At 68.3% G+C, this 22,412-nt stretch carries 22 protein-coding genes; 11 read left to right on the top strand and 11 right to left on the bottom strand.

Features of this window, described 5'->3' with window-relative positions; all coding sequences use genetic code 11:
- Positions 1–182: 182 nt before the first annotated feature.
- The 5 genes from FHD68_RS10285 to fmt all read left to right on the top strand — a co-directional run bounded on the left by FHD68_RS10285 (position 183) and on the right by fmt (position 5,626).
- Positions 183–1,184: a Bug family tripartite tricarboxylate transporter substrate binding protein gene (locus FHD68_RS10285; RefSeq protein ID WP_127897807.1), complete on the top strand. Its 1,002-nt coding sequence runs from the start codon at positions 183–185 to the stop codon at positions 1,182–1,184.
- Between the two features lie 61 nt (positions 1,185–1,245).
- Entirely contained in the window at positions 1,246–1,761 is a 516-nt protein-coding gene (locus tag FHD68_RS10280; RefSeq protein ID WP_164871394.1) for a tripartite tricarboxylate transporter TctB family protein, read from the top strand.
- Positions 1,762–1,773: 12 nt separating this feature from the next.
- Complete coding sequence (locus FHD68_RS10275) at positions 1,774–3,282, top strand: tripartite tricarboxylate transporter permease (protein ID WP_127897809.1); 1,509 nt, start codon at positions 1,774–1,776, stop codon at positions 3,280–3,282.
- Entirely contained in the window at positions 3,279–4,679 is a 1,401-nt protein-coding gene (locus FHD68_RS10270; RefSeq protein WP_127897810.1) for a flagellar biosynthesis protein FlgA, read from the top strand. The genes FHD68_RS10275 and FHD68_RS10270 overlap by 4 nt, the downstream gene beginning before the upstream one ends.
- Positions 4,680–4,732: 53 nt before the next feature.
- Positions 4,733–5,626: a methionyl-tRNA formyltransferase gene (gene fmt, locus FHD68_RS10265; RefSeq protein WP_127897811.1), complete on the top strand. Its 894-nt coding sequence runs from the start codon at positions 4,733–4,735 to the stop codon at positions 5,624–5,626.
- A gap of 102 nt (positions 5,627–5,728) precedes the next feature.
- Here the strand turns inward: fmt and secA are convergent, their stop codons facing one another.
- Positions 5,729–8,440: a preprotein translocase subunit SecA gene (gene secA / locus FHD68_RS10260; protein ID WP_127897812.1), complete on the bottom strand. Its 2,712-nt coding sequence runs from the start codon at positions 8,438–8,440 to the stop codon at positions 5,729–5,731.
- 204 nt (positions 8,441–8,644) lie between these two features.
- On the opposite strand from secA, the gene FHD68_RS10255 reads away from it, so the two are divergent.
- The 4 genes from FHD68_RS10255 (at position 8,645) to FHD68_RS19715 (ending at position 11,370) form a co-directional block, all read left to right on the top strand.
- Positions 8,645–9,481, top strand: a complete 837-nt coding sequence (locus FHD68_RS10255) for a peptidylprolyl isomerase (RefSeq protein ID WP_045981740.1) — start codon at positions 8,645–8,647, stop codon at positions 9,479–9,481.
- Positions 9,481–10,725, top strand: a complete 1,245-nt coding sequence (argJ, locus tag FHD68_RS10250; protein ID WP_045981739.1) for a bifunctional glutamate N-acetyltransferase/amino-acid acetyltransferase ArgJ — start codon at positions 9,481–9,483, stop codon at positions 10,723–10,725. The genes FHD68_RS10255 and argJ overlap by 1 nt, the downstream gene beginning before the upstream one ends.
- Positions 10,722–11,120 (top strand): (deoxy)nucleoside triphosphate pyrophosphohydrolase, encoded by a 399-nt coding sequence (locus tag FHD68_RS10245; protein WP_127897813.1) that lies wholly within the window; start codon positions 10,722–10,724, stop codon positions 11,118–11,120. The genes argJ and FHD68_RS10245 overlap by 4 nt, the downstream gene beginning before the upstream one ends.
- 121 nt (positions 11,121–11,241) lie before the next feature.
- The gene (locus FHD68_RS19715; protein ID WP_045981737.1) at positions 11,242–11,370 is read left to right on the top strand and encodes a hypothetical protein; all 129 of its coding nucleotides are present in this window, start codon (positions 11,242–11,244) and stop codon (positions 11,368–11,370) included.
- A gap of 162 nt (positions 11,371–11,532) precedes the next feature.
- Here the strand turns inward: FHD68_RS19715 and infB are convergent, their stop codons facing one another.
- From infB to pip, 6 genes are all read right to left on the bottom strand, one after another.
- Positions 11,533–14,088 carry a translation initiation factor IF-2 gene (infB, locus tag FHD68_RS10240; protein WP_127897814.1) on the bottom strand — a complete coding sequence of 852 codons (2,556 nt, stop codon included), beginning with the start codon at positions 14,086–14,088 and terminating at the stop codon, positions 11,533–11,535.
- Between the two features lie 8 nt (positions 14,089–14,096).
- Entirely contained in the window at positions 14,097–14,720 is a 624-nt protein-coding gene (locus FHD68_RS10235) for an RNA-binding protein (protein ID WP_045981736.1), read from the bottom strand.
- Between the two features lie 22 nt (positions 14,721–14,742).
- A complete protein-coding gene (gene nusA / locus FHD68_RS10230; RefSeq protein WP_127897815.1) occupies positions 14,743–16,368 on the bottom strand; it encodes a transcription termination factor NusA in 1,626 nt (541 codons plus the stop codon).
- Positions 16,369–16,371: 3 nt separating this feature from the next.
- The gene (rimP, locus tag FHD68_RS10225; RefSeq protein WP_045999958.1) at positions 16,372–17,004 is read right to left on the bottom strand and encodes a ribosome maturation factor RimP; all 633 of its coding nucleotides are present in this window, start codon (positions 17,002–17,004) and stop codon (positions 16,372–16,374) included.
- A 130-nt stretch (positions 17,005–17,134) separates the two neighbouring features.
- On the bottom strand, positions 17,135–17,599 hold the full coding sequence (tspO, locus tag FHD68_RS10220; protein WP_341872756.1) for a tryptophan-rich sensory protein TspO: 465 nt from the start codon (positions 17,597–17,599) through the stop codon (positions 17,135–17,137).
- Entirely contained in the window at positions 17,596–18,588 is a 993-nt protein-coding gene (gene pip / locus FHD68_RS10215; protein WP_127897816.1) for a prolyl aminopeptidase, read from the bottom strand. The genes tspO and pip overlap by 4 nt, the downstream gene beginning before the upstream one ends.
- A 51-nt stretch (positions 18,589–18,639) precedes the next feature.
- Here pip and ubiG point away from each other — a divergent pair, with 51 nt between their 5' ends.
- Positions 18,640–19,380: a bifunctional 2-polyprenyl-6-hydroxyphenol methylase/3-demethylubiquinol 3-O-methyltransferase UbiG gene (gene ubiG / locus FHD68_RS10210; RefSeq protein ID WP_127897817.1), complete on the top strand. Its 741-nt coding sequence runs from the start codon at positions 18,640–18,642 to the stop codon at positions 19,378–19,380.
- Between the two features lie 4 nt (positions 19,381–19,384).
- Here ubiG and FHD68_RS10205 read toward each other — a convergent pair whose 3' ends face one another.
- From FHD68_RS10205 to FHD68_RS10190, 4 genes are read right to left on the bottom strand one after another with little or no spacing between them, the layout of a single operon-like run.
- Positions 19,385–19,873: a MarR family winged helix-turn-helix transcriptional regulator gene (locus tag FHD68_RS10205; RefSeq protein WP_045981366.1), complete on the bottom strand. Its 489-nt coding sequence runs from the start codon at positions 19,871–19,873 to the stop codon at positions 19,385–19,387.
- Positions 19,848–20,717 carry a carbon-nitrogen hydrolase family protein gene (locus FHD68_RS10200; protein WP_127899283.1) on the bottom strand — a complete coding sequence of 290 codons (870 nt, stop codon included), beginning with the start codon at positions 20,715–20,717 and terminating at the stop codon, positions 19,848–19,850. The genes FHD68_RS10205 and FHD68_RS10200 overlap by 26 nt, the downstream gene beginning before the upstream one ends.
- 8 nt (positions 20,718–20,725) lie before the next feature.
- Entirely contained in the window at positions 20,726–20,983 is a 258-nt protein-coding gene (gene grxC, locus FHD68_RS10195; protein ID WP_127897818.1) for a glutaredoxin 3, read from the bottom strand.
- A gap of 29 nt (positions 20,984–21,012) precedes the next feature.
- Positions 21,013–21,747 (bottom strand): ComF family protein, encoded by a 735-nt coding sequence (locus tag FHD68_RS10190; protein ID WP_127897819.1) that lies wholly within the window; start codon positions 21,745–21,747, stop codon positions 21,013–21,015.
- Between the two features lie 31 nt (positions 21,748–21,778).
- Here FHD68_RS10190 and FHD68_RS10185 point away from each other — a divergent pair.
- Positions 21,779–22,412: class I SAM-dependent methyltransferase (locus tag FHD68_RS10185; RefSeq protein WP_139085657.1), on the top strand; the 634-nt coding region annotated here is incomplete at its 3' end.

The raw sequence follows: 22,412 nt of genomic DNA, 5'->3' as shown, positions 1-22,412 counted from the left end.
GACGCTGACCGCCGCGCGCCTTGGCCGCGACCTGGCCGCGCTGAACCCAGCACGCGCGCCGCGCGCGTTGCCCGCGGGCTGGGCGCAGGCAGAAGTCGCCCCGACATTGCTGGTCGCCGAATAGGCGCCCGGTCTTCTTCCCGCCGCAAGCGGGTCGCATCATCTTTGGGAGGAGAGATAAAATGACCATCAAGACCGCATTGATCGCAGGCACCGCCCTGCTGGCAGCCACCGTCCCGGCGCTGGCGGAATGGACCCCCGAACGCCCGGTGGAATTCGTCGTGGCATCCGGGGCCGGCGGCGGGACCGACAATTTCGCCCGCACCATCCAGGCCGCGCTGACGCGCAACGACATCCTGGACCAGAACATCGTCGTGCTGAACAAGGGCGGCGGTTCGGGGGCCGAGGCGTTCCTGTACGCCCGCCAGAACGCCGCCGATCCGCACAAGCTGATCTTCGGGACGAACAACGTCTATCTGCTGCCTCATGTCGCGCAGCTGGCCTATTCGGCCGAGGACATGCAGCCCGTCGCAGCGCTGGCGCTGGACGAGTTCCTGATCTGGGTCAAGGCCGACGCCCCCTGGCAGACCTCGATGGAGCTGATCGAGGCGGCCAAGGCCGAACCCGGCACCATCGTCTTTGGCGGCAGCCAGTCCAAGGACACCGACGAGACGCTGGTCGCGCTGATCGAACAGACCACCGGGGCCGATTTCAAGTACGTCCCCTTCAACGGCGGCGGAGAGGTCGGCGTGCAGCTGGCCGGCGGCCATATCGCCGCGAACGTCAACAACCCGAACGAGAACATCGGCCAGTGGCAGGCGGGCGCGATCCGTCCGCTGTGCGTGTTCTCGCCCGAACGGATGGCGGAATCCGAGCCGGTCAGCGGCGACATGGGCTGGCACGACATCCCCACCTGCGCCGAGCAGGGGCTGGAGATCGAGCGGTACCAGATGCCACGCACCGTCTGGCTGCCCGCGGGCACGGACCCCGAGGTGGTGGCCTTTTACCAGGACGCCCTGACCCGCGTGGCCGAGACCGAGGAATGGAAGGACTACCTTGCCAAGACCTCGCAGACCGCGGCGGTGCTGACCGGGGACGAGCTGACCGCCTTCATCGAGGAGAACGAGGCCGCGACCGTGACCGTCTTCGAGGCCGAGGGTTGGGTCACCGCCGCCGCGCAGTAAGCGCATCGGGGCATCCGGGATCATCCGGATGCCCCTTTTGCCAATGGGGAAAGGGAGGGTCATGACCGTCAGACGTTTTCATGCCGAGATCGGCACGGCAATCACCACCGGCACATTGGGCGTGGCGGCCATCATCGGCGCCGCCGAACTGGGCACCGGGTGGAGCGATCATGGCCCGCAGCCGGGCTATTTCCCCTTCTGGGTGGCGATCGTCCTGATCGCGGGTAGCCTGTGGAACCTGGGCGGCGCGCTGGTTGCGCATCGCAAGGCTCAGCGCACGGCCCCCGACCCCCTGGATGACCCGGAGGAGCCGTTCCTGCCGCGCCAGAACCTGATCCGCATCGCGACCTTCCTGGGGGCGATGACGGCGTTCGTCATCGGCATGCTGACGGTCGGCTTCTATGTCGCGGCGACCTTCTACATCGGGCTGACCGCCTGGCGGCAGGGCGGGTTCCGCCTGTGGAAAGGCCTGGCCATCGGCGCGGGTTTCGCCGTCAGCCTGTACCTGATCTTCGAGACGATCTTTCAGATTCCGCTGTTGAAGGGGCCGCTGGAGCCGCTTCTGGGCATCTATTAAGGGGCCGCGACAATGGGCAATTTCGATCTGCTGATGCACGGGTTTTCCGTGGCCATCACCCCGATGCACCTGATGCTGATGGTCGCGGGCGTGCTGATGGGACTGGTCGTGGGGGTGCTGCCCGGGCTGGGGGCGCCCAACGGGGTGTCGCTGCTGATCCCGCTGACCTTCGCGCTGGACCCGACATCGGCCATCATCCTGCTGACATCGATGTATTGGGGGGCGCTGTTCGGCGGGTCCACCACGTCGATCCTGTTCAACATTCCGGGGGAACCGTCATCGGTCGCCACCACCTTCGACGGCTATCCGATGGCGCGCAACGGCCAATCGACGCGCGCGCTGACGCTGGCCTTCGTGTCGGCGGGGGTGGGCGCGCTGATGGGTATTCTGGTCATCACCCTGCTGGCGGGCTGGGCGTCGCAATTCGCGCTGCGCTTCGGTGCGCCAGAATATTTCGCGGTCTATTTCCTGGCCTTCGCGGCCTTCATCGGCATGGGCAGCGCCGCCCCGATGAAGACGCTGGTGTCGCTGACGACCGGCCTGATCCTGACATCCGTGGGCATGGACAGCGTGACCGGGTCCATCCGCCTGACCTACGGGTTCTCGGACCTGCTGGGCGGGATCAGCTTCCTGGTGGTGGTGATCGGCCTCTTCGGCATCGGAGAGCTGCTGGCCACCGTGCAGGAGGGGCTGCGGTTCCGCGGCGTGTCCTCCAGGATCGACCTGCGCGATGTTCTCAAGACCCTGGCCGAGCTGCCCAAGTACTGGGCCACGACCCTGCGGTCGGGCCTGATCGGCATCTGGATGGGCATCACGCCGGGGGGGCCGACGGCGGCCAGCTTCATGTCCTATGGCGTGGCGCGCCAGGCATCGCGCAAGGGCGCGGCCTTCGGGTCGGGACGCCCCGAGGGGATTGTCGCGCCGGAAACGGCGGATCACAGCGCGGGCACCTGCGCGATGCTGCCGATGCTGGCCCTGGGCGTGCCGTCATCGGCCACCGCGGCGGTGATGATGGGTGGGCTGATGATCTGGGGCCTGACGCCGGGGCCGATGCTGTTCGCGACCCAGCCCGATTTCGTCTGGGGCCTGATCGCCAGCATGTACGTGTCGAACCTGCTGGGCGTGATCCTGGTCCTGGCCACCGTGCCGATGTTCGCGGCGCTGCTGCGCATCCCCTTCACCATCATCGGGCCGATGATCGTCGCGATCTGCTTCGTCGGCGCCTACACGGTGTCCGGGGCGACGTTCGATCTGTGGCTGGTGCTGATCTTCGGTTTCGTGGGCTTCATGTTCACCAAGCTGGACTATCCGCTGGCGCCGATGATCCTTGCCATGGTCCTGGGCCACAAGGCCGAGAACGCGTTCCACCAGTCGATGCTGCTGTCGGACGGATCGCTTGGCATCTTCTTTGCCAACCCGTTGGTGACAGGGATCATGATCGTGGCGCTGGCGCTGCTGATCCTGCCCAAGACGCTTGGCCTGGCGCTCAGCCTGCGCCGCAACCGCAAGGTGGTCGCATGAACCTGATCGGTCATTTTGCCGCGCGCCACGGGCGCACCGTCCAGACCGCGATCATCGGGACCGGCGGGTTCGGGCGCAGCTTTCTGGCGCAGGCGCGCCATGTGGACGGGCTGGCCTGCCGGGTGGCGGTGGACCGCGATGCAGAGACGGCGGCGGCGGCGCTGGCATCTGTCGGCGTGGACCCCGCGCGGATCGCGGTCTGCGCCGATGCCGCCAGTGCGCGGGCGGCCTGGGAGGCCGGCGACTGCATCGCCGCGGGCGATCTGGCCGCTGTGGCCGCCCTTCCGCTGGACGTCGTGCTGGAGGCCACCGGCGACCCCGAGGCGGGTGCCCGTCATGCGGAGATGGCCATTGCAGCGGGACATCACGTCGTCATGGTCACCAAGGAGACCGACAGCGTCATCGGCCCGATCCTGTCGCGCATGGCCCGCGACCGGGGCGTGGTCGTGGCGCCGGTGGACGGTGATCAGCCCAGCCTGCTGATCGGGCTTGCGACCTGGGCGCAGGTCATCGGCCTGCGGATCGTCGCGGCGGGCAAGTCCAGCGAATACGATTTCGTCTTCGATCCCGATACGGGGCAGGTGATCAGCAATGGCACGGCTGTGGCCGCGCCGGGGCTGGCCGACTGGCTGGACCCGGCGGATCGGCCCTGGGCCGATGTGGCCGCGGGTCGGGCGCACGCCCTGCGCGCGCTGCCACAGCGCGCCGTGCCGGACCTGTGCGAGCTGACGCTGGTCGCCAATGCCCTGGGGCTGATGCCGGACCGTGCGGACCTGCACGCCCCCATCGCCCGCATCCCCGAGGTCGCGGACCTGATGACCGACCAGGGCGGTCTTCTGTCGGGGCAGGGGCGGCTGGACGTGTTCCACTGCCTGCGCTTGGCCGGCGAGGTCAGCTTCGCGGGCGGCGTCTTCGTCACCGTGGCCTGCGATGACGCCGCGACATGGGACATGCTGCGCGACAAGGGCCATGTCGTGTCCCGCGACGGGCGCACCGCGATGATCGGCCTGCCGCGCCACTTGCTGGGGCTGGAGGCCGCGACGACGGTGTTTGAGGCGGCGCTGCACGGCGTCTCCTCCGGCGCGCGCGCCCCGCGCCCGGTCGTGGATCTGACCGCCTTCGCCGATTCCGACCTGCCCGCCGGCACCGTCCTGCGGGCCGAGGGGCATCATCACAGCATCGCCCATGTCTCGGGCCGCATGGCGCCCGCGCGGGCGGTCGCGGACGATGTGCCGGTGCCGTACTACCTGGCCGCCGGGCGGGCGCTGCGCCGCGACGTGGCGGCAGGGCAACCGATCCTGTGTGGCGACGTGGCACTGGATGAAGGCTCGACGCTCCTGCGGCTGCGCCGGATGCAGGACGCCGTCACCGATTGGGGGCTTGCCTCCGGGGCTTGAAGCCCGTCCGCCACGCGGGCATTGAGGGCAGGCACCAACCGGAGGCCTGCCCGATGCGCGTGATCTTCATGGGAACGCCCGATTTCTCGGTCCCCGCCCTGCGGGCCATCGCCGCGCGCCACGATGTGGTGGCGGTCTATTCCCAACCGCCCCGCGCGGCCGGACGCGGGCAGAAGCCCCGCCCCTCTCCGGTGGCCTTGGCGGCGCAGGACCTGGGGATCCCGGTCCGCACCCCCGCCCGCCTGCGCGACCCCCAGGACCAGGCCGACTTCGCTGCGCTTGACGCGGATGTGGCGGTGGTCGTGGCCTATGGCCTGATCCTGCCGCAGCCGGTGCTGGATGCACCGCGCCTTGGCTGCTTGAACATTCATGCTTCAATCTTGCCGCGCTGGCGAGGGGCGGCGCCCATCCACCGCGCGATCCTGGCGGGGGATGCGGAAACCGGCGTCGCGATCATGCAGATGGAGGCGGGGCTGGACACCGGCCCGGTGCTGGCCCTGACCCGCACGCCCATCGCCGCGGACGACACCACGGCCAGCCTGCACGACCGACTGTCGGCGATGGGGGCAGACCTGATCTGCGACGTGCTGGACCGCCTGCCGCTGCCCGCCGTGCCTCAGGCGCAGGATGGCGTGACCTACGCCGCCAAGATCGACAAGACCGAGGCGCGTATCGACTGGACCCTGCCTGCCGAACAGGTGGACCGCCAGATCCGCGGTCTGTCACCCTTTCCGGGGGCGTGGTGCATGATCGGGGACGAACGCGTGAAGCTGCTGGTCAGCACAGTCGTCCCGGGACAGGGCGACCCCGGAACGGTACTGCCCGATTTCACCATCGTATGCGGCTCCGGGGCGGTGCGCATCACCTTGGCACAACGTGCGGGCAAGCGGCCGATGACCCCTGCCGACCTGCTGCGCGGTTGGGCGCTGCCCACCCGGTTGGGCTAGGGCCGCATCAGCGGCCCGTCGCGCCCGGACGCGGTGGGGGCTTGCCCCCACCCGGCGGGCGCGACCGCCATCGCGGGACGCAAACGGCGCCCCGCGTGATGTTCAGATCGCGCCGTGACAGTGCTTGAACTTCTTGCCCGATCCGCAGGGGCACGGATCGTTGCGCGCAGGCATCCCCCAGGTCGACGGATCGGCCTCGTCAAAGCCCGGGCGTGGCGCTGACGGAGCTTCGGGCGCGGCGGGCGCGGGCGCTGCCGCCTCCGGTTCTGCCGATGCCTCCTCCTGGACCTGCTGCTGCTGGCGGGCCATCTGGGCCGCCATCTCGTCGCGCTCGGCCTGCGTCAGGGGTCGGATCTGCGCCAGCCGCTGCGTCACGTCAAAGCGCAGGCCGTCCAGCAGCGTCCCGAACAGCTGGAAACCCTCGGTCTTGTACTCCGCCAACGGGTCGCGCTGCGCATAGCCGCGGAAGCCCACGACTGAACGCAGGTGATCCAGCGTCATCAGGTGCTCGCGCCATTTCTGGTCGATCTGCTGCAACAGGACCTGCTTCTCGATCTGCACCATGGTCTCGGGGCCGAAGGCCGCAGCCTTGTCCGCCATATAGGCGTCGCTGGCCTCGGTGATGCGTTTGCGCATCACGTCATGGTCCACGCCGTCCTCGGCCGCCCAATCCGCGACCGGCAGGTTCAGGTTCAGCCGCTCGCGGACCGATTTCTTCAGCCCCTCGGTGTCCCATTGCTCGGGATAGCTGCGGGGCGGCATGTGCTCGTCGATCAGGTCCTCGATCACCTGGTGCCGCATGTCGGCGGTGATCTCTCCGACCTCCTCGCTGTCCATGATCTCGCGGCGCTGGCCGAAGATCGCCTTGCGCTGGTCGTTCATCACGTCGTCGAACTTCAGCAGCTGCTTGCGGATGTCGAAGTTGCGACCCTCGACCTTGGCCTGTGCGCGTTCCAGCGACTTGTTCACCCAAGGGTGGATGATCGCCTCTCCCTCCTTCATGCCAAGCGTCGACAGGACCTTGTCCAGACGCTCGGAGCCGAAGATCCGCATCAGGTCGTCGTCCAGCGACAGGAAGAACAGCGACCGTCCGGGATCACCCTGGCGGCCCGAACGGCCGCGCAGCTGGTTGTCGATCCGCCGGCTTTCGTGGCGTTCGGTGCCCAGCACGAACAGCCCGCCCGCCGCCAGCACCTTGTCCTTCTCTCCGGCATGCTCGGCCTCGATCCGGGCGCGCAGCTCGTCGAGATGGGCGTCCGGATCGGCCTTCAGGGCCTCCATCACCTTCATCTCGACATTGCCGCCCAGCTGGATGTCGGTGCCGCGACCGGCCATGTTGGTGGCGATCGTCACCGCGCCCAGCTTGCCGGCATCGGCCACGATCTGCGCCTCGGCCTCGTGCTGGCGGGCGTTCAGGACGTTGTGGGGCACGCCGTCCTTCTTCAGCATCTCGGACAGCAGCTCGGACTTCTCGATGCTGGTGGTGCCGACCAGGATCGGCTGACCCTTGGCATGGGCCTCCTTGATCGCCTCGACGACGGCGGCGTTCTTCTCGGCCGCGGTGCGATACACGCGGTCATGGTCATCGATCCGCGCGATGCCGCGGTTGGTCGGAACCTCGACCACGCCCAGCTTGTAGATCTCGGCGAATTCCTCGGCCTCGGTCGATGCCGTGCCTGTCATGCCCGCCAGGCGCTGATACAGGCGGAAGTAGTTCTGGAAGGTGACCGAGGCGAGGGTCACGTTCTCGGGCTGGATCTCGACGCCTTCCTTGGCCTCGATCGCCTGGTGCAGGCCGTCCGACAGGCGGCGGCCCTTCATCATCCGTCCGGTGAACTCGTCGATCAGCATCACCTCGCCGTCGCGCACCATGTAATGCTGGTCCCTCAGGAACAGCTTGTGCGCGCGCAGGGCCTGGCTGGCATGGTGGACGATGGTGGTCGATTCCGGATCATAGAGGGTCTGCCCCTCGGGCAGGACGCCGTCGGCCTGCAGGCGCGTCTCCAGGAACTCGTTGCCGTCCTCGGTGAAGGTTGCGTTGCGGGACTTCTCGTCCAGCTTGTAATGCTCCTCGGTCAGCAGGGGCACATAGGCATCCAGGATGCGGTACAGCTCGGACCGGTCCTGGCTGGGGCCGCTGATGATCAGCGGCGTGCGTGCCTCGTCGATCAGGATGCTGTCGACCTCGTCGACGATGGCGAAGTTGTGACCGCGTTGGACCATCTCGGCCACGCTGCCCTTCATGTTGTCGCGCAGATAGTCGAAGCCCAGCTCGTTGTTGGTGGCATAGGTCACGTCGCAGGCATAGGCGTCGCGCTTTTCGCCCTCGGGCTGGAACGGCACGACCACGCCGCAGGACATGCCCAGCTGGGCATAGACCTTGGACATCCATTCGGCATCGCGTTTCGCCAGATAGTCGTTGACGGTGACGACATGGACGCCCTTGCCCGACAGCGCGTTCAGGTAGGCGGGAAAGGTGGCGACCAGGGTCTTGCCCTCGCCGGTCTTCATCTCGGCGATGTTTCCCTGATGCAGGAAGATCCCGCCCATCAGCTGCACGTCGAAGGCCCGCAGGCCAAGCGCGCGGCGCGCACCCTCGCGGCAGTTGGCGAACGCCTCGGGCAGGATGTCGTCCAGCGATTCGCCGCCCGCCACGCGGGCCTTGAATTCGGCGGTCTTGTCGACCAGCCCCTGATCGGACAATGCCTTGAAGCTGTCCTCAAGGGCGTTGATGCGGGCGACCAGCGCGCGCGTGCCCTTGACCTTGCGGTCATTGGGCGTGCCAAAGACCATCTTCGCCAGATTACCGATCATGTTACCTTCGCCATCACGTTGTCGGGAAGGGACGTCACCTGCGGCCCACTTGCCCGCGCCGGTCGCATTGCCGTATCAGGGGCGTTGAACGAACGCGGCGGCGGCGCCTTCCACGGAGTTGGTTTGGATGTAGGCGCAGCCCACCTGACTGTCAATGTTGGCCCGGCCCCCGCGGGGGTGCGCGCCGTGAAAGGACCCATCCCCATGACCCGATCGACTTTGCTGGCCGCAGCCGTGCTTGCCGCCCTTTCCGCCCCCGCCCTGGCGCAGGACGCCGATGCCGACCAGGTGGTCGCCACCGTGAACGGCCAGGAGATCACCCTGGGCCAGATGATCGTCATGAAGCAGTCGATCCAGGACCCGGCCATGGCCGAGATGCCCGACCAGGCGCTGTGGGACGTGATGCTGGACCAGCTGATCCGCCAGACCGCCGTGGCCGAATCCGCCGAGGACACCGCCGGCGTGCGCGCCCAGCTGGAGCTGCAGCGCCGCAACACCCTGGCCTCGGCCGCGGTCAGCCAGATCGCCCAGGCCGAGCCCACCGAGGAGGAGCTGCAGGCCAGCTATGACCGCCTGTTCGCCGATGCGGGCAGCGTGACGGAATACAACGCCGCCCATATCCTGGTCGACAGCCAGGAGAAGGCCGCCGAACTGAAGGCCGAGGTCGATGGCGGCGCCGATTTCGGCACCGTGGCCGAGGCGAACTCGACCGGGCCGTCGGGTCCGAACAAAGGCGACCTGGGCTGGTTCGCCGCCGACCAGATGGTGCCGCCCTTTGCCGAGGCCGTCGCCGCGCTGGAGCCGGGCCAGGTCAGCGACCCGGTCGAGACCGAATTCGGCTGGCACGTCATCAAGCTGAACGAGACCCGCCTGCGCGAGGCGCCCCCGCTGGCCGAGGTCCGTGACCAGATCAGCCAGATGGTCCTGCGCGAGAAGGTCGAGGCCCAGATCCAAAGCCTGGTGACCGCCGCCGACGTCAAGAAGACCGAAGGCCTGGACCCCGCCCAGCTGAACGCCACCGACCTGCTGGAGGCCGAGTGATGGGAAAGGCGGGTCTGCCCATCTCTCCTCTGGCACCTGCGCGGTTTCCTGACCTGCCAGTGATCGCGGGCGTCGATTTCGCCAGCGCCGCCGCCGGGATCAAGTACCAAGGCCGCAGCGACGTCACGCTGATCCGCATCGCGCCGGGCAGCACGGTGGCCGGGGCCTTTACCCGGTCGTCCACACGCGCCGCGTGCATCCTGGACAACCAGGCCAAGCTGGCGCAGGGGGGCGATGCGCCCGACGGCGCGGCGATCCTGATCAATTCCGGCAACGCCAATGCCTTCACCGGCGCGCGCGGCCAGCAGTCGGTTGATGCCGTCTGCGCGGCCGTGGCGGGTGCGCTTGACCTGCCGCAGGGGCGGGTCTTCACCTCGTCGACCGGCGTGATCGGAGAGCCGCTGCCGCACGAGCGGATCGTGGCTATCGTGGGCGATCTGGCACGTGATCTGGATGCGGGCGGGGTCGCCGATGCGGCGCGTGCGATCATGACCACCGACACCTTTCCCAAGGGCGCGTCCGCGATCCTGGCGGACGGCACCCGCATCGCGGGCATCGCCAAGGGTTCTGGGATGATCGCGCCCGACATGGCGACGATGCTGGTCTATCTGTTCACCGATGCCACGGTGCCTGCAGCCGTGCTGCAGCAGGCACTGTCCTCCGGGCTGGACGCGACCTTCAACGCGATCACCGTGGACAGCGACACGTCCACGTCCGACGCGCTGATCCTGGCCGCGACGGGGCAGGGGGCGGGCGCGCCCATCACCGATCTGGACAGCGATGCGGGGCGCGACTTCGTGACCGCGCTGCACGGCGTCATGCGCGATCTGGCCCATCAGGTCGTCCGCGACGGCGAGGGCGCCACCAAGTTCGTCGAGATCGCCGTGACGGGCGCCGCGGATGCGGCCGACGCGCATCGCGTGGCCATGGCCATCGCCAATTCGCCGCTGGTCAAGACCGCCATCGCCGGACAGGACGCCAACTGGGGCCGCATCGTGGCCGCGGTGGGCAAGTCGGGCGCGCGCGCCGACCGTGACCGCCTGCGCATCGCGTTCGGGGACATGGTCGTGGCCCGCGACGGCTGGCGCGATCCCGACTATGACGAAGCCGCCGCCAGCGCCTACATGCGCAACCAGGACCTGCGGATCGCCGTCGATCTGGGCCTGGGTGACGCGGCGCGGACGGTCTGGACCTGCGATCTGACGCACGGCTATATCGACATCAACGCGGATTACCGGTCGTGAAGACCGTCCTGGTGTCCGCGGTGGCGCTGATCGATCCCGACGGGCGTGTGCTTCTGGCACAGCGCCCGCCGGGCAAGTCCATGGCGGGCCTGTGGGAATTCCCCGGCGGCAAGGTCGAACCCGGAGAGACCCCCGAGGCCGCCCTGATCCGCGAGCTGGAGGAGGAGCTGGGCATCCAGACCTGGAACAGCTGCCTGGCACCGCTGACCTTTGCCAGCCACGCCTATGACACGTTCCACCTGCTGATGCCGCTGTTCGCCTGCCGCCGCTGGCAGGGAATCGTCCAGCCGCGCGAAGGGCAGCAGCTGGCTTGGGTCCGGGCACGCGATTTGCGCGATTACCCTATGCCTGCGGCAGACATTCCCCTCATCCCGGCCCTGCAGATGTGGCTATAGTGTCGCAAATTTGAGTGATCCGATTGCATTGTTGCTGAAAAAAGTCGTAGATGATCAAGTTGCGAACGATTTTTTAACCATTTCATGACTAACTTTGTTTAGGGCACAGAGGAGGCTTGACATGATTCGCACTATTTCCGTCGGCAGCTACATCTCGATCCAGGGTCTATTCGAAGGCTCGACCGCGGATGGGAACATCCTGGTCCGCGTCGGCAACCGCACTTTCGAGGGCAAGCCGGTCGGCCACTGACCGTTCCGGCGCACGGGGGAGCGTGGCGCCAAGGGAACCGCATGAACACCAGGGGGGTGATCCGAAAGGGTCACCCCCTTTTCCGTTCCATCCTGCCGGACCCCGGAACGCAAAAAGCCGGGCGATCGTATCGCCCGGCTTTCGCATGTCGCAGACGGTCGCTTACAGCGAGCGTTCGACCTCTTCGCGTTCAAAGATCTCAATGACATCGCCAGGGCGGATGTCGTCATAGTTCTCGAAGGCCATGCCGCATTCCTGACCGGACTGCACTTCCTTGACCTCGTCCTTGAAGCGCTTGAGCGTCTTCAGCGTGCCTTCGTGGATCACCACGTTGTCGCGCAGCAGGCGCACGCCGGCCGAACGACGGGCCACGCCCTCGGTCACCAGACAGCCGGCGACGTTGCCGACACCCGTGACGCGGAACACTTCCTTGATGGTCGCGTAACCGATGAAGTTCTCGCGAATCTCGTTGGACAGCATGCCCGAAGCGGCGGCCTTGATGTCGTCCAGCAGGTTGTAGATGATCGAGTAGTAGCGGATCTCGACACCCTTCTGGTTCGCGGCGTTGCGGGCCGGAGCGTTGGCCCGGACGTTGAAGCCGATGACCGGAGCGCCCGACGCCTCGGCCAGGCCGATGTCGGATTCGGTGATCGCACCCACGCCGTAATGCAGCACGCGGACGCGGACCTCGTCGTTGCCGACCTTTTCCAGGGCCTGCACGATGGCCTCGGCCGAACCCTGCACGTCGGCCTTGAGGACGACCGCCAGTTCGGACACGTTCACGTCCGCCTTGGCCTTGGCCATCATCTGCTCCAGCGTGGTCGCGGCACCGGCTGCGGCGCGCTTGTCCTTGGTCTGCTGGGCGCGGAACTCGGCGATCTCGCGGGCCTGGGCCTCGGTCTCGACCACGTTCAGCACGTCTCCGGCCTCGGGCGTGCCATTCAGGCCCAGAACCTCGACCGGGACGGACGGGCCGGCTTCCTCGACGCGGTCGCCCTTGTCGTTGATCAGGGCGCGGACCTTACCCCACTGCTCGCCCACAACGAAGATGTCGCCGCGGCGCAGGGTGCCGTGCTGCACCAGGACGGTGGCCACAGGGCCGCGTCCGACATCCAGCTGCGCCTCGATGACCGCGCCCTGTGCGGCACGGTTCGGGTTGGCGCGCAGCTCCAGCAGTTCGGCCTGAAGCGCGATGGCCTCCAGCAGGTTGTCCAGGCCCAGGCCGGTCTTGGCCGAGACCTCGACATCCTGCACGTCGCCCGACATGGCCTCGACGACCACCTCGTGCTGCAGCAGGTCGGTGCGGACCTTCTGCGGGTCGGCCTCGTGCTTGTCGATCTTGTTGATCGCCACGATCATCGGCACGTTGGCGGCCTTGGCGTGGTTGATGGCCTCGACGGTCTGGGGCATCACGGCATCATCCGCCGCGACCACCAGCACCACGATATCCGTGACGTTCGCGCCCCGGGCACGCATCGACGTGAAGGCCGCGTGGCCCGGCGTGTCCAGGAAGGACAGGACGGCGCCACTGTCGGTCGTCACCTGATAGGCGCCGATATGCTGCGTGATGCCGCCGGCTTCGCCCGAAACGACGGAGGCCTTGCGGATCGCGTCCAGCAGCGAGGTCTTGCCGTGGTCGACATGACCCATGATCGTGATGATCGGCGGGCGAGGCCGCATGTCCTCGTCACGATCGACCGTCGGGGCAATGACCTGCTCCACATCGCTGTCGCTGACGCGCAGGACCTTGTGGCCGAATTCCTCGATCACCAGCTCGGCTGTATCGGCGTCGATGGGCTGGTTGGCGGTGACCATCATGCCCATCTTCATCAGCGCCTTCACCACGTCGGCGGCGCGTTCGGTCATGCGGTTGGCCAGCTCCTGGACCACGATGGTCTCGGGCAGGCGGACTTCGCGGAACTGCTTTTCGGGACGGGCGGATTGGCCCATCGCCTTCTGGCGGGTGCGTTCCTGCTTGCGCTTCATCGCGGCCATGCTGCGCTGGCGGCCGCCTTCGCCGTTCAGCGCCTGGTTCAGCGACAGCTTGCCGCCGCGACGGTTGTCGTCGGTGGTCTTGGCCTTGGCGGTCTTGTCGCGGTCCGTGCGCTCGACGCGGTCGGTCTTGCGGGCCACGCCGGTCGTGACGCCCTTGGTCTCGGCGCGCGAGGCGGCAGCCTCGATCGCGGCCTGATCGGGGGCGGCGGGCTTGGTCGCACCGGCCGAAGGCTTGGGACGCTCTTGGCGCGGCTCTGCCTTGCGGCGGGCCTCGTCGGCGGCATCCTGCGCGGCTTGGGCCTCCGCCAGGGCTTTGGCCTTGAGGGCCTCCTCGCGCTCGCGCTCCTCGCGGGCCTTGGCCTCGATCTCGGCGCGGCGGCGCTCGCGCTCCTCCTCGCGGGCCTTCTCATCGGCCAGGCGCTTGGCGGCGTCATCGGCCTCGCGTGCCTTGGCGGCGGCAAGGGCCTTCAGGCGGCGCTCCATCTCGGCATCGGAGATGCCTGCGGGGCGCTTGGAGCTGTCGCCGGCCACGCGGGCGGTCAGCGGGTTCTTTTCTTTCTGCGCATCCGTCATCGGCGCGGCTGCCTTGGGCACCACGACGCGCTTGCGCTTGGTTTCGACGACGACGCTTTTGGTGCGACCGTGGCTGAAGCTTTGCTTGACTGCGCCGGGGCGATTACCGCCACCAAGGCCCAAGGGGGTTTTTCCGTCTTTGTCGCTCATCTGCGTCTTCATTCCTTCCCGACAGCCGTATTGCCGTCGTCATGCCCGCGCAGACCCGTTAGTCTGCCGGCTTCCAAGATCACCTTGTCCGTCAGGCCACCCTTCGCAAGCGCGCCGTGTATGACATGACTGCGCCCAAAGGACAAACCCAATTCTGATGCGGTCAGGCAGCCGAACCAGCGTCCGCCGGTGGGCGTCCACAGCTTGCCCTTGCCGCGGTCCGACCCGTCGCTGGCCTGAAGCAGCACCTTGGCGCGACCTTCGGCCAGCCAGCCCTTGACCTTTTCGAACCCCGCCACCGCGCGGCCCGATTTCCGCGTCAGCGACACCAGTTCGACCAGCCGGCGGGCTATGCCTGCCTCGACCAGATCGGCCAGATCGGGGGCCGCCTGAACCGGAGCCTTGGCGGCACGAGAGAACAATCCCTTGGTCACCGCCTTGTTCAGGGCCGCCTTGTCGGCGGCGACCCAGATGCCGCGACCGGGCAGCTTTTCCGCCAGGTCGGGCACGACCTGCCCGTCGGGGCCGATCACGAAACGGATCAGGCCCCGCTTGGGTTGCACCTCGCCGGTGGCGATGCACCGGCGTTCCGGGTCGTCGTCCCGGTCCTTGTCATGTCCACCACGGCTCAATCTGTGCTCCGATCCGGGGCGATCAGGCCCCGGCCTCCTCGTTGTCGTCATCGTCCCGCAGGTCGTCTTCCGCATCCGTGTCGTCCAGCTCGGTCGGATCGACCCAGCCCAGCATCACGCGCGCGGTCATGACCATGGTCTGCGCATCTTCCAGCGTCACGCCATAGGGTTCCAGCAGGCCTTCGTCCTTGACGCGGGCACCGTTGACGGTGGTCCAGCCACCGGCCAGCTCCCAGTCGGCGCAGGTCGCGAAATCTTCCAGCGTCTTGACGTCGTCCTTGGCCAGCGCCTCTACCATCTGGGGTGTCAGACCCTCGAATTCAATGAGGCTGTCCTCGGCGCCCAGGGCACGCGCGGCGTCCAGGGCGGCCTTGTTCTTGGCCTCCAGCACGTCGCGGGCGCGGGCCTGCAGCTCGGCTGCGGTGCCTTCGTCGACCCCGTCGATCGTCAGCAGCTCGTCCTGGTCGACATAGGCGACCTCCTCCAGGTTGGTGAACCCTTCGGCCACCAGCAGCTGGGCGAAGAACTCGTCCAGGTCCAGCTGCTCCATGAACAGCGCGGTCCGGGTGTTGAACTCTGCCTGACGACGCTTGGATTCCTCCTCGTCGGTCAGGATGTCGATATCCAGGCCGGTCAGCTGGCTGGCCAGGCGCACGTTCTGGCCGCGACGGCCGATGGCCAGCGACAGCTGCTCGTCGGGGACGACGACCTCGATCTTGTTGGCCTCCTCGTCGAAGACGACCTTGCTGACCTCGGCGGGCTGCAGCGCGTTGACCAGGAAGGTCGCCTGGTCCTCGTTCCACGGGATGATGTCGATCTTTTCGCCCTGCAGTTCGCCGACGACGGCCTGCACGCGGCTGCCGCGCATGCCGACGCAGGCGCCGACCGGGTCGATGCTGCCGTCATGGCTGATCACGGCGATCTTGGCGCGCGAGCCGGGGTCGCGGGCGACTGCCTTGATCTCGATCACGCCGTCATAGATCTCGGGGACTTCCATCTTGAACAGTTCGGCCATGAACTGCGGGTCGGTGCGCGACAGGAAGATCTGCGGCCCGCGCGTCTCGCGGCGCACGTCCTTGATATAGGCGCGGATGCGGTCGTTCGGACGATAGCTTTCGCGGCCGATCTTCTCGTTGCGGCGCAGGATCGCCTCTCCGCGGCCGACGTCGACGATGATGTTGCCGTATTCCTCGCGCTTGACGACACCGTTGATGATGCTGCCGGCGCGATCCTTGAATTCCTCGTACTGGCGGTCGCGCTCGGCCTCGCGGACGCGCTGCAGGATCACCTGCTTGGCGGATTGCGCGGCGATGCGGCCCAGTTCGACCGGGGGGACCTGGTCGATGATCTCGTCGCCGATCTGGGGGTTGTCCAAATATGGCTTGGCCTGCTCGACCGTCAGTTCGGCCTGATAGTTCTCGACGGCATCGTCGGCCACGACCGTGCGCACGCGCGTGAAGGTCGCGTTGCCGGTCCGGCGGTCGATCTTGACGCGGATGTCCATCTCCGCGCCGTAGCGGGACTTGGCGGCGCGGGCCAGGCTGTCTTCCATCGCTTCGATGACCAGCTCGGGCTCGATCATCTTCTCGCGGGCGACGGCTTCGGCCGTCTGCAGCAGTTCAAGCTGGTTGGCAGAGGTGATGGCCATCACTCACTCCTTGGGTTGCACGGCGGTCGCGCCGTCATCATCGGTTTCGATCTCGTCGAAGGCGGTTTCGTCCAGGTTGTCGATCTCGACCCCGGCTTCCTTCTTCTGACGCAGCATTTCCTTGATCAGCTCGTCCGTCAGGACCAGCTTGGCATCCGACAGCAGGTCGAAGTCCAGCCCGATCGTGTGGGTCTGGCCCTTGTCCTCGATGTTGATCAGCACCTCGGTGCCCTCGACGCCCGCCAGGACACCCTTGAACTTCTTGCGCCCGTCGATCGCCTGGTTCAGGTCCAGCCGCGCCTCATAGCCCTCGAATGTCCCAAAGTCCTTCAGGCGGGTCAGGGGACGGTCGATGCCGGGGCTGGACACCTCGAGGTGATAGTTGTCCTCGATCGGGTCCTCGACATCCAGCGTGGCGCTGACCGCGGTCGAGATCTGGGCGCAGTCGTCCACGTTGATGCCGCCCTCGGGGCGGTCGGCCATGATCTGCAGCGTGGCGGTCTTGCCGCCCTGCAGGCGGACGCGCACCAGCTCGTATCCCAGATCCTCGATCACCGGGGTGATGATCTCGGCCAGGCGGCGGTCGATCGCGGTCTTGGCGATCAGGTCGTTCGTGACGGGCAGATCGTCGGACATCAGATCCTCTTGGACAGGAAAAAGGGGCCGTCAGCGGGCCCCATGCGGAAGTTCCGGTGGGCAGGGTTTGGACGCCTGCACCGCTGTTGATCGGTCCTATAGCCAAAGGCGGGCCCGAATGCAAGCGATCTTAAGCGGCGGGTCGCGGCACGGCGGGGTTGTCGCGCCAGATGCGCCAGTTCAGTCCCGACGCGACGCCCAGCCAGGCTAGATAGGGCAGCAGCATCGCCCCCGCGATCCGGTCCAGCGACCAGAAGGTCACCGTCATGGCCGCGACCGTCACCAGCAAAGTGGCGATGATCGCCATGCCCAGGGCCATCCGCCGCGCCCCGAAGAAGACCGGCGTCCACAGCGTGTTCAGTGCGATCTGCGCCGCCCACAGGGCCAGCGCGGCCCCCGCGCCGGGCAGGCCCGCCACCCGTGTCGCGGCCGCGGCCGACAGCAGGTAGATCAATGTCCAGGCCACGGGAAAGGCCCATTTCGGCGGGGTGAAGCCGGGCTTGCGCAGCCCGTCATACCACGCACCGGGCTTGAAGATGACGCCGGTCGCGGCGGCGGCGACGCTGGCCAGCAGGAAGACCGGGAACAGGATCAACGGGGCGCCCTCCGGCTGCGGTCTTCGTCGCGGATGCCGTCCATGACGGCGGCCAACTCTGCGGTGATGCGGGGTTCGGAGAGGGCGTGGCCCGATGCCGGGACCAGGCGCAGTTCGGCCCGGCCCCACCCCTGGGCCAGCCGGTGCGCGCTGACGGGCGGGCAGACCATGTCATAGCGGCCTTGGACGATGATCGCGGGCAGGTGTTCGATCCGCCCGCGGTCGCGCAGCAACTGCCCCTCGTCCAGGAAGCAGCCGTTGCTGAAATAGTGATTCTCCAGCCGGGCAAAGGCGCGGGCGTAATCGGCGGGGGCATGGCCTGCGGCCTGCGACTGCAGCCCCGCCAGCGCGTTTTCCCACATCAGCCAGGGCTGCGCGAATCGCGCCTGACGGCCCAGATCGTCGTCGAACAGCCGCCGGTGATAGGCGCCGATCATGTCCTGGCGTTCGGATGGGGGGATCGGCTCCTGAAAGCGCTCCCACAGGTCGGGAAAGAACCGCGCGGCGCCCCCGCCATAGAACCAGTCCAGTTCGGACCGCATCCCCAGGAACACCCCGCGCAGCACCAGCCCGGTGACATGGTCCGGATGCGCCTGCGCATAGGCCAGGGCCAGCGTCGCCCCCCAGCTGCCGCCGAACAGCAGCCAGCGGTCGATGCCAAGGCGCGCGCGGATCAGGGCGATGTCGTCGATCAGATGCGCGGTGGTGTTGGCCCGCACCGACGCGGTGGGCCGCGACCGCCCGCAGCCGCGCTGATCGAACAGCACCACGCGGTAATGCGCCGGGTCGAAAAAGCGCCGCATATAGGGGCTGCACCCGCCGCCCGGCCCGCCATGCAGCACCAGAACGGGCCGGCCCTGCGGGTTGCCGCATTCCTCGGCGTACAGGATGTGGCCGTCGCCCACGTCGATCTCGTGGCGGGCAAAGGGTTCGACCGCCGGGTGAAGGCGGCCATGTGACGCGGAGATTTGTCCTGCCAATCGGTCCATCCTGCCACTATAAGCACAGACAACGCCGCCCGCCAGAAGGACCGCCCCCCAATGACCACGCCCAGCAGCATCGACCAGGCCGAGATCGCGAAATTCGAGGCGATGGCCGCCGAATGGTGGGACCCCAACGGCAAGTTCCGCCCCCTGCACCTGATGAATCCGCTGCGGCTGGACCATATCCGCGACCAGATCGCGGCCGAATACGGGCGCGACCGGCGCAGCCTGCGGCCCTTCGCGGGGCTGCGGGTCCTGGATATCGGCTGCGGCGGCGGACTGGCCAGCGAACCGATGGCGCGCTTGGGCGCGGATGTGGTGGGTGCGGATGCGACGCAGGTGAACATCGCCGTGGCCCAGACCCATGCCGACCAGCAGGGGCTGGCGATCGTTTACCGCGCCACCACGGCCGAGGCGCTGGTCGCGGCGGGCGAACGCTTTGACGCGGTCCTGGCGCTGGAGATCGTCGAACATGTCGCCGACCCCGCAGCCTTCGTCGCGACCTGCCACGACCTGCTGCGCCCCGGCGGGCTGCTGATCCTGTCGACGCTGAACCGGACCGCGCGCAGCTTCGGCGCGGCGATCATCGGGGCGGAATGGATCATGCGCTGGCTGCCGCGCGGCACGCATGACTGGGCGCGCTTCATCACCCCGGACGAACTGGCCGCCCATGCGCAGGCGGCGGGGCTGATGGTCGCGGACCGCAAGGGGATGGTGTTCAACCCGATCACCTTCGGCTGGTCGATGTCGGATCGCGACCTGGCGGTGAACTATATCATGACGGCGCGTCGGGCCTGAGGCCTCAGGGCTTGGGCGGGTCGGCCTCCAGCCGCAGGCGCAGCTCGCGCAGGACGGGCAGTGCGCCGCGCACCCGGTCCGCGCCGATGTCGCGCACCACGCCCGCGATCAGCGGCATGAAGCCCGCGATGGCCTGATCGCGCGCCGCCCGGCCCGCCGTGCTGATCGACACGAACTTGCGCCGTGCATCGTCCCAATCGGGGCGGATGTGCACATGGCCCGCCCATTCCAGCCGCGCCAGCGTGTTGGTCATCGCGCCCCGCGTGATGTGGAACGCCGCCGCCAGCTGGGCGGGGGTGCGTTCCTCGTTCACGTGGGCCAGAAGGTTCAGCACCGAAAAGTGCGAAATCTGCATCCCCTTGGGCAGCGCCTTGCCGATCAGGTTGCGCGACAGCTGGTCGGCGATCAGCACCTCGGCGAACAGGCTTGCGGCCAGCCGGTCGGTGGACCGGGCCTCGGCGGCTTTGTCAGGGTTGGGCGCAGGTGTCGTCATGGCCTTCCGGGGCCGCAAAGGGCCTGTCGTGATACAGCGAGGGAATGCGAGACCGTGCCTCATCCACCGCCGAAAGGTCAAGGGATACAATGGTGATGCCGGGATCGTCCCCGCCATCGGCCAGCACCCGGCCCCAGGGGTCGACGACCAGCGAATGGCCGTGGCTGCGCCGGGCGGGGCGGTCCGGGCTGTGGGGCGCGGGGTGGGTGCCGCATTGCGCGGGCGCCAGCACAAAGCACCCGGTCTCGATCGCGCGGGCGCGCAGCAGCGGCTCCCAATGGGCGGCCCCCGTGACCGGGTTGAAGGCCGACGGCACCGTCAGGATGCGCGCGCCCGCCTGCGCCAGCGACCGGTACAGGTGCGGAAAGCGCAGGTCATAGCAGACCGTCATGCCCAGCACCGTCCCGGCCGCGGGGGCCGTGACCGCCCGGTCGCCGGGGCGATAGGCGGCGCTTTCACAATAGGATTCGGTGTCGCTGATGGTCACGTCGAACATGTGCAGCTTGTCATAGCGCGCCGCGACCGTCCCGTCGGGGGCGATCAGCAGGCTGCGGTTCGCGAAGCGCCCGTCCGCGTCGCCGCTGGCCAGGGCCAGCGATCCGACCAGCAGCCAAATGTCCAACGCCCGCGCCTCGGCCCGCAGGGCGGCCAGGGTCGCGTCCTGATCCTCGGGGCGCAGCAGGGTGGCCTGACGCGCGCGGTCGGGGGACAGCAGGTTCGTCGCCTCGGGCGTCAGGACCAGCCGCGCGCCCCGGCCCGCGGCCTTGCGGATCAAGGCGATCGTGGGGCCAAGATTCGCGGCCGGGTCGTCGCCGACCGTCAGCTGGATCAGCCCGACGGTCAGCGCGCCCATCAGGCGGCGCCCTTGAGCAGCGGGTCCAGCTCGCCCGACCGCTCCAGCGCATAGAGGTCGTCGCAGCCGCCGACATGCGTGGTGCCCACGAAGATCTGCGGCACGCTGCGCTTGCCCGCGCGCTTCGTCATCTTGTCGCGAAGCGCCGGGTCGGCGCCGACGTCGATTTCCGTATAGGACGCGCCCTTCTGGTCCAGAAGCTGCTTGGCGCGGATGCAGAAGGGGCAGGTGCGGGTGGTATAGATCTCGATGCTCATGGCGGTCCTTTTTGGTGGCAGCCCCCTATCTAGTGATCCTTGACCGCGCGTGCCAGCACCGCCACCGAAACCGGTCCCGATCCCGCCGCCAGCAGCGCCAGTGCCGCCGCGTGGATCGTGGCCCCCGACGCCATCACGTCGTCGATCAGCATCACCGGCCGCCCCGCCACGCCTGCCGCGCGACGCGGATGCACGGCCAGGGCGTCCTGCTGGTTGGCATAGCGGTCGGCCACGCCGCGATGGTCCTGCGCCTGCGTGTGGCGCACGCGCACCAGCAGGTCGGCCTGGTGATCCAGCCCCAGGGTGCGCGCCACCCGGCCCGACACCTGCGCGGATTGGTTGTACTTGCGTTTTGCCAGGCGGCGCAGGTGCAGGGGCACCGGGGCCACGATCATGCCGGGCATCGCCAATGGTGCCGCCGCCCGCGCCAGCCACGCGGCCATGGGCGGGGCCAGGTCCAGTCGGTCGCCATGCTTCAGCGCCAGGATCAGCCTGCGCGCGGTGCCGCCATAGACCATCGCCGCGCGCCCCCGCGTCCAGGGCCGCACCGCGCCCAGGCAGTCGTCGCAGACCAGCACCATGTCAGTGCCCGACCCGTCATCGGGCAGCGGCGCCCCGCAGCAATCGCAGCAGGCGCCGGTGATGAAAGCGGCCTCGGGCCAGCAGTCGGCGCACAGATGCACGGCCCCCGCGCCCCCGTCGGCCACCCCCGCGCCGCAGGACAGGCATTGGGGCGGATAGAACAGCCGCAGCGCGGCTTTCATCGCCCCCGAAAGCACCTTATGTTCCCGTCCCATGAGTGACCCCAGACCCGCCCTGACCGACCGCATCGCCCTGACCCGCCAGCGCCGCCGCGCCCAACGGGACGGCATGGTCGACCTGTTCCACCAGATCGCCGCCGACGAGATCCACGATAGGCTGGCCGAGGTTAACAGAACCTTTACGGTCCCCGCCCTGGTGACCGGTTTTCCCGACATCTGGGGCCCGCGCTTTCCCGATGCGCGGGTGGTGGCGGACGACCCGGTGCTGGACCTGGAACCCGGCGCGCATGACCTGGTGATCCACGCCCTGTCGCTGCACTGGGCGGACGATCCGGTCGGGCAGATGGTGCAATGCCGCCGCGCCCTGCGCGAGGACGGGCTGTTCATCGGCGTCATGTTCGGCGGCCAGACCCTGTCCGAACCCCGCGCCGCCCTGGCCCAGGCCGAGGCCGAGATCACCGGTGGTTTGTCGCCCCGGATCCTGCCGATGGGAGAGATCCGCGACCTGGGCGGCCTGCTGGCCCGCGCGGGACTGGCGCTGCCGGTGGCCGACCTGCTGCCGCAGCGCGCCAGCTATCGCGACCTGTTCCATCTGGGCCGCGACCTGCGTGCGATGGGCGAGGGCAACGCGATGGCCGCGCGCCTGCGCCGGCCCACGCCGCGCGCCG

The sequence above is a fragment of the Paracoccus marcusii genome, assembly GCF_006151785.1.
Taxonomy (GTDB): Bacteria; Pseudomonadota; Alphaproteobacteria; order Rhodobacterales; family Rhodobacteraceae; genus Paracoccus; species Paracoccus marcusii.
Note: the sequence above shows the minus strand (reverse complement) of the source record. Positions and strands in the feature narration are given on the sequence as shown.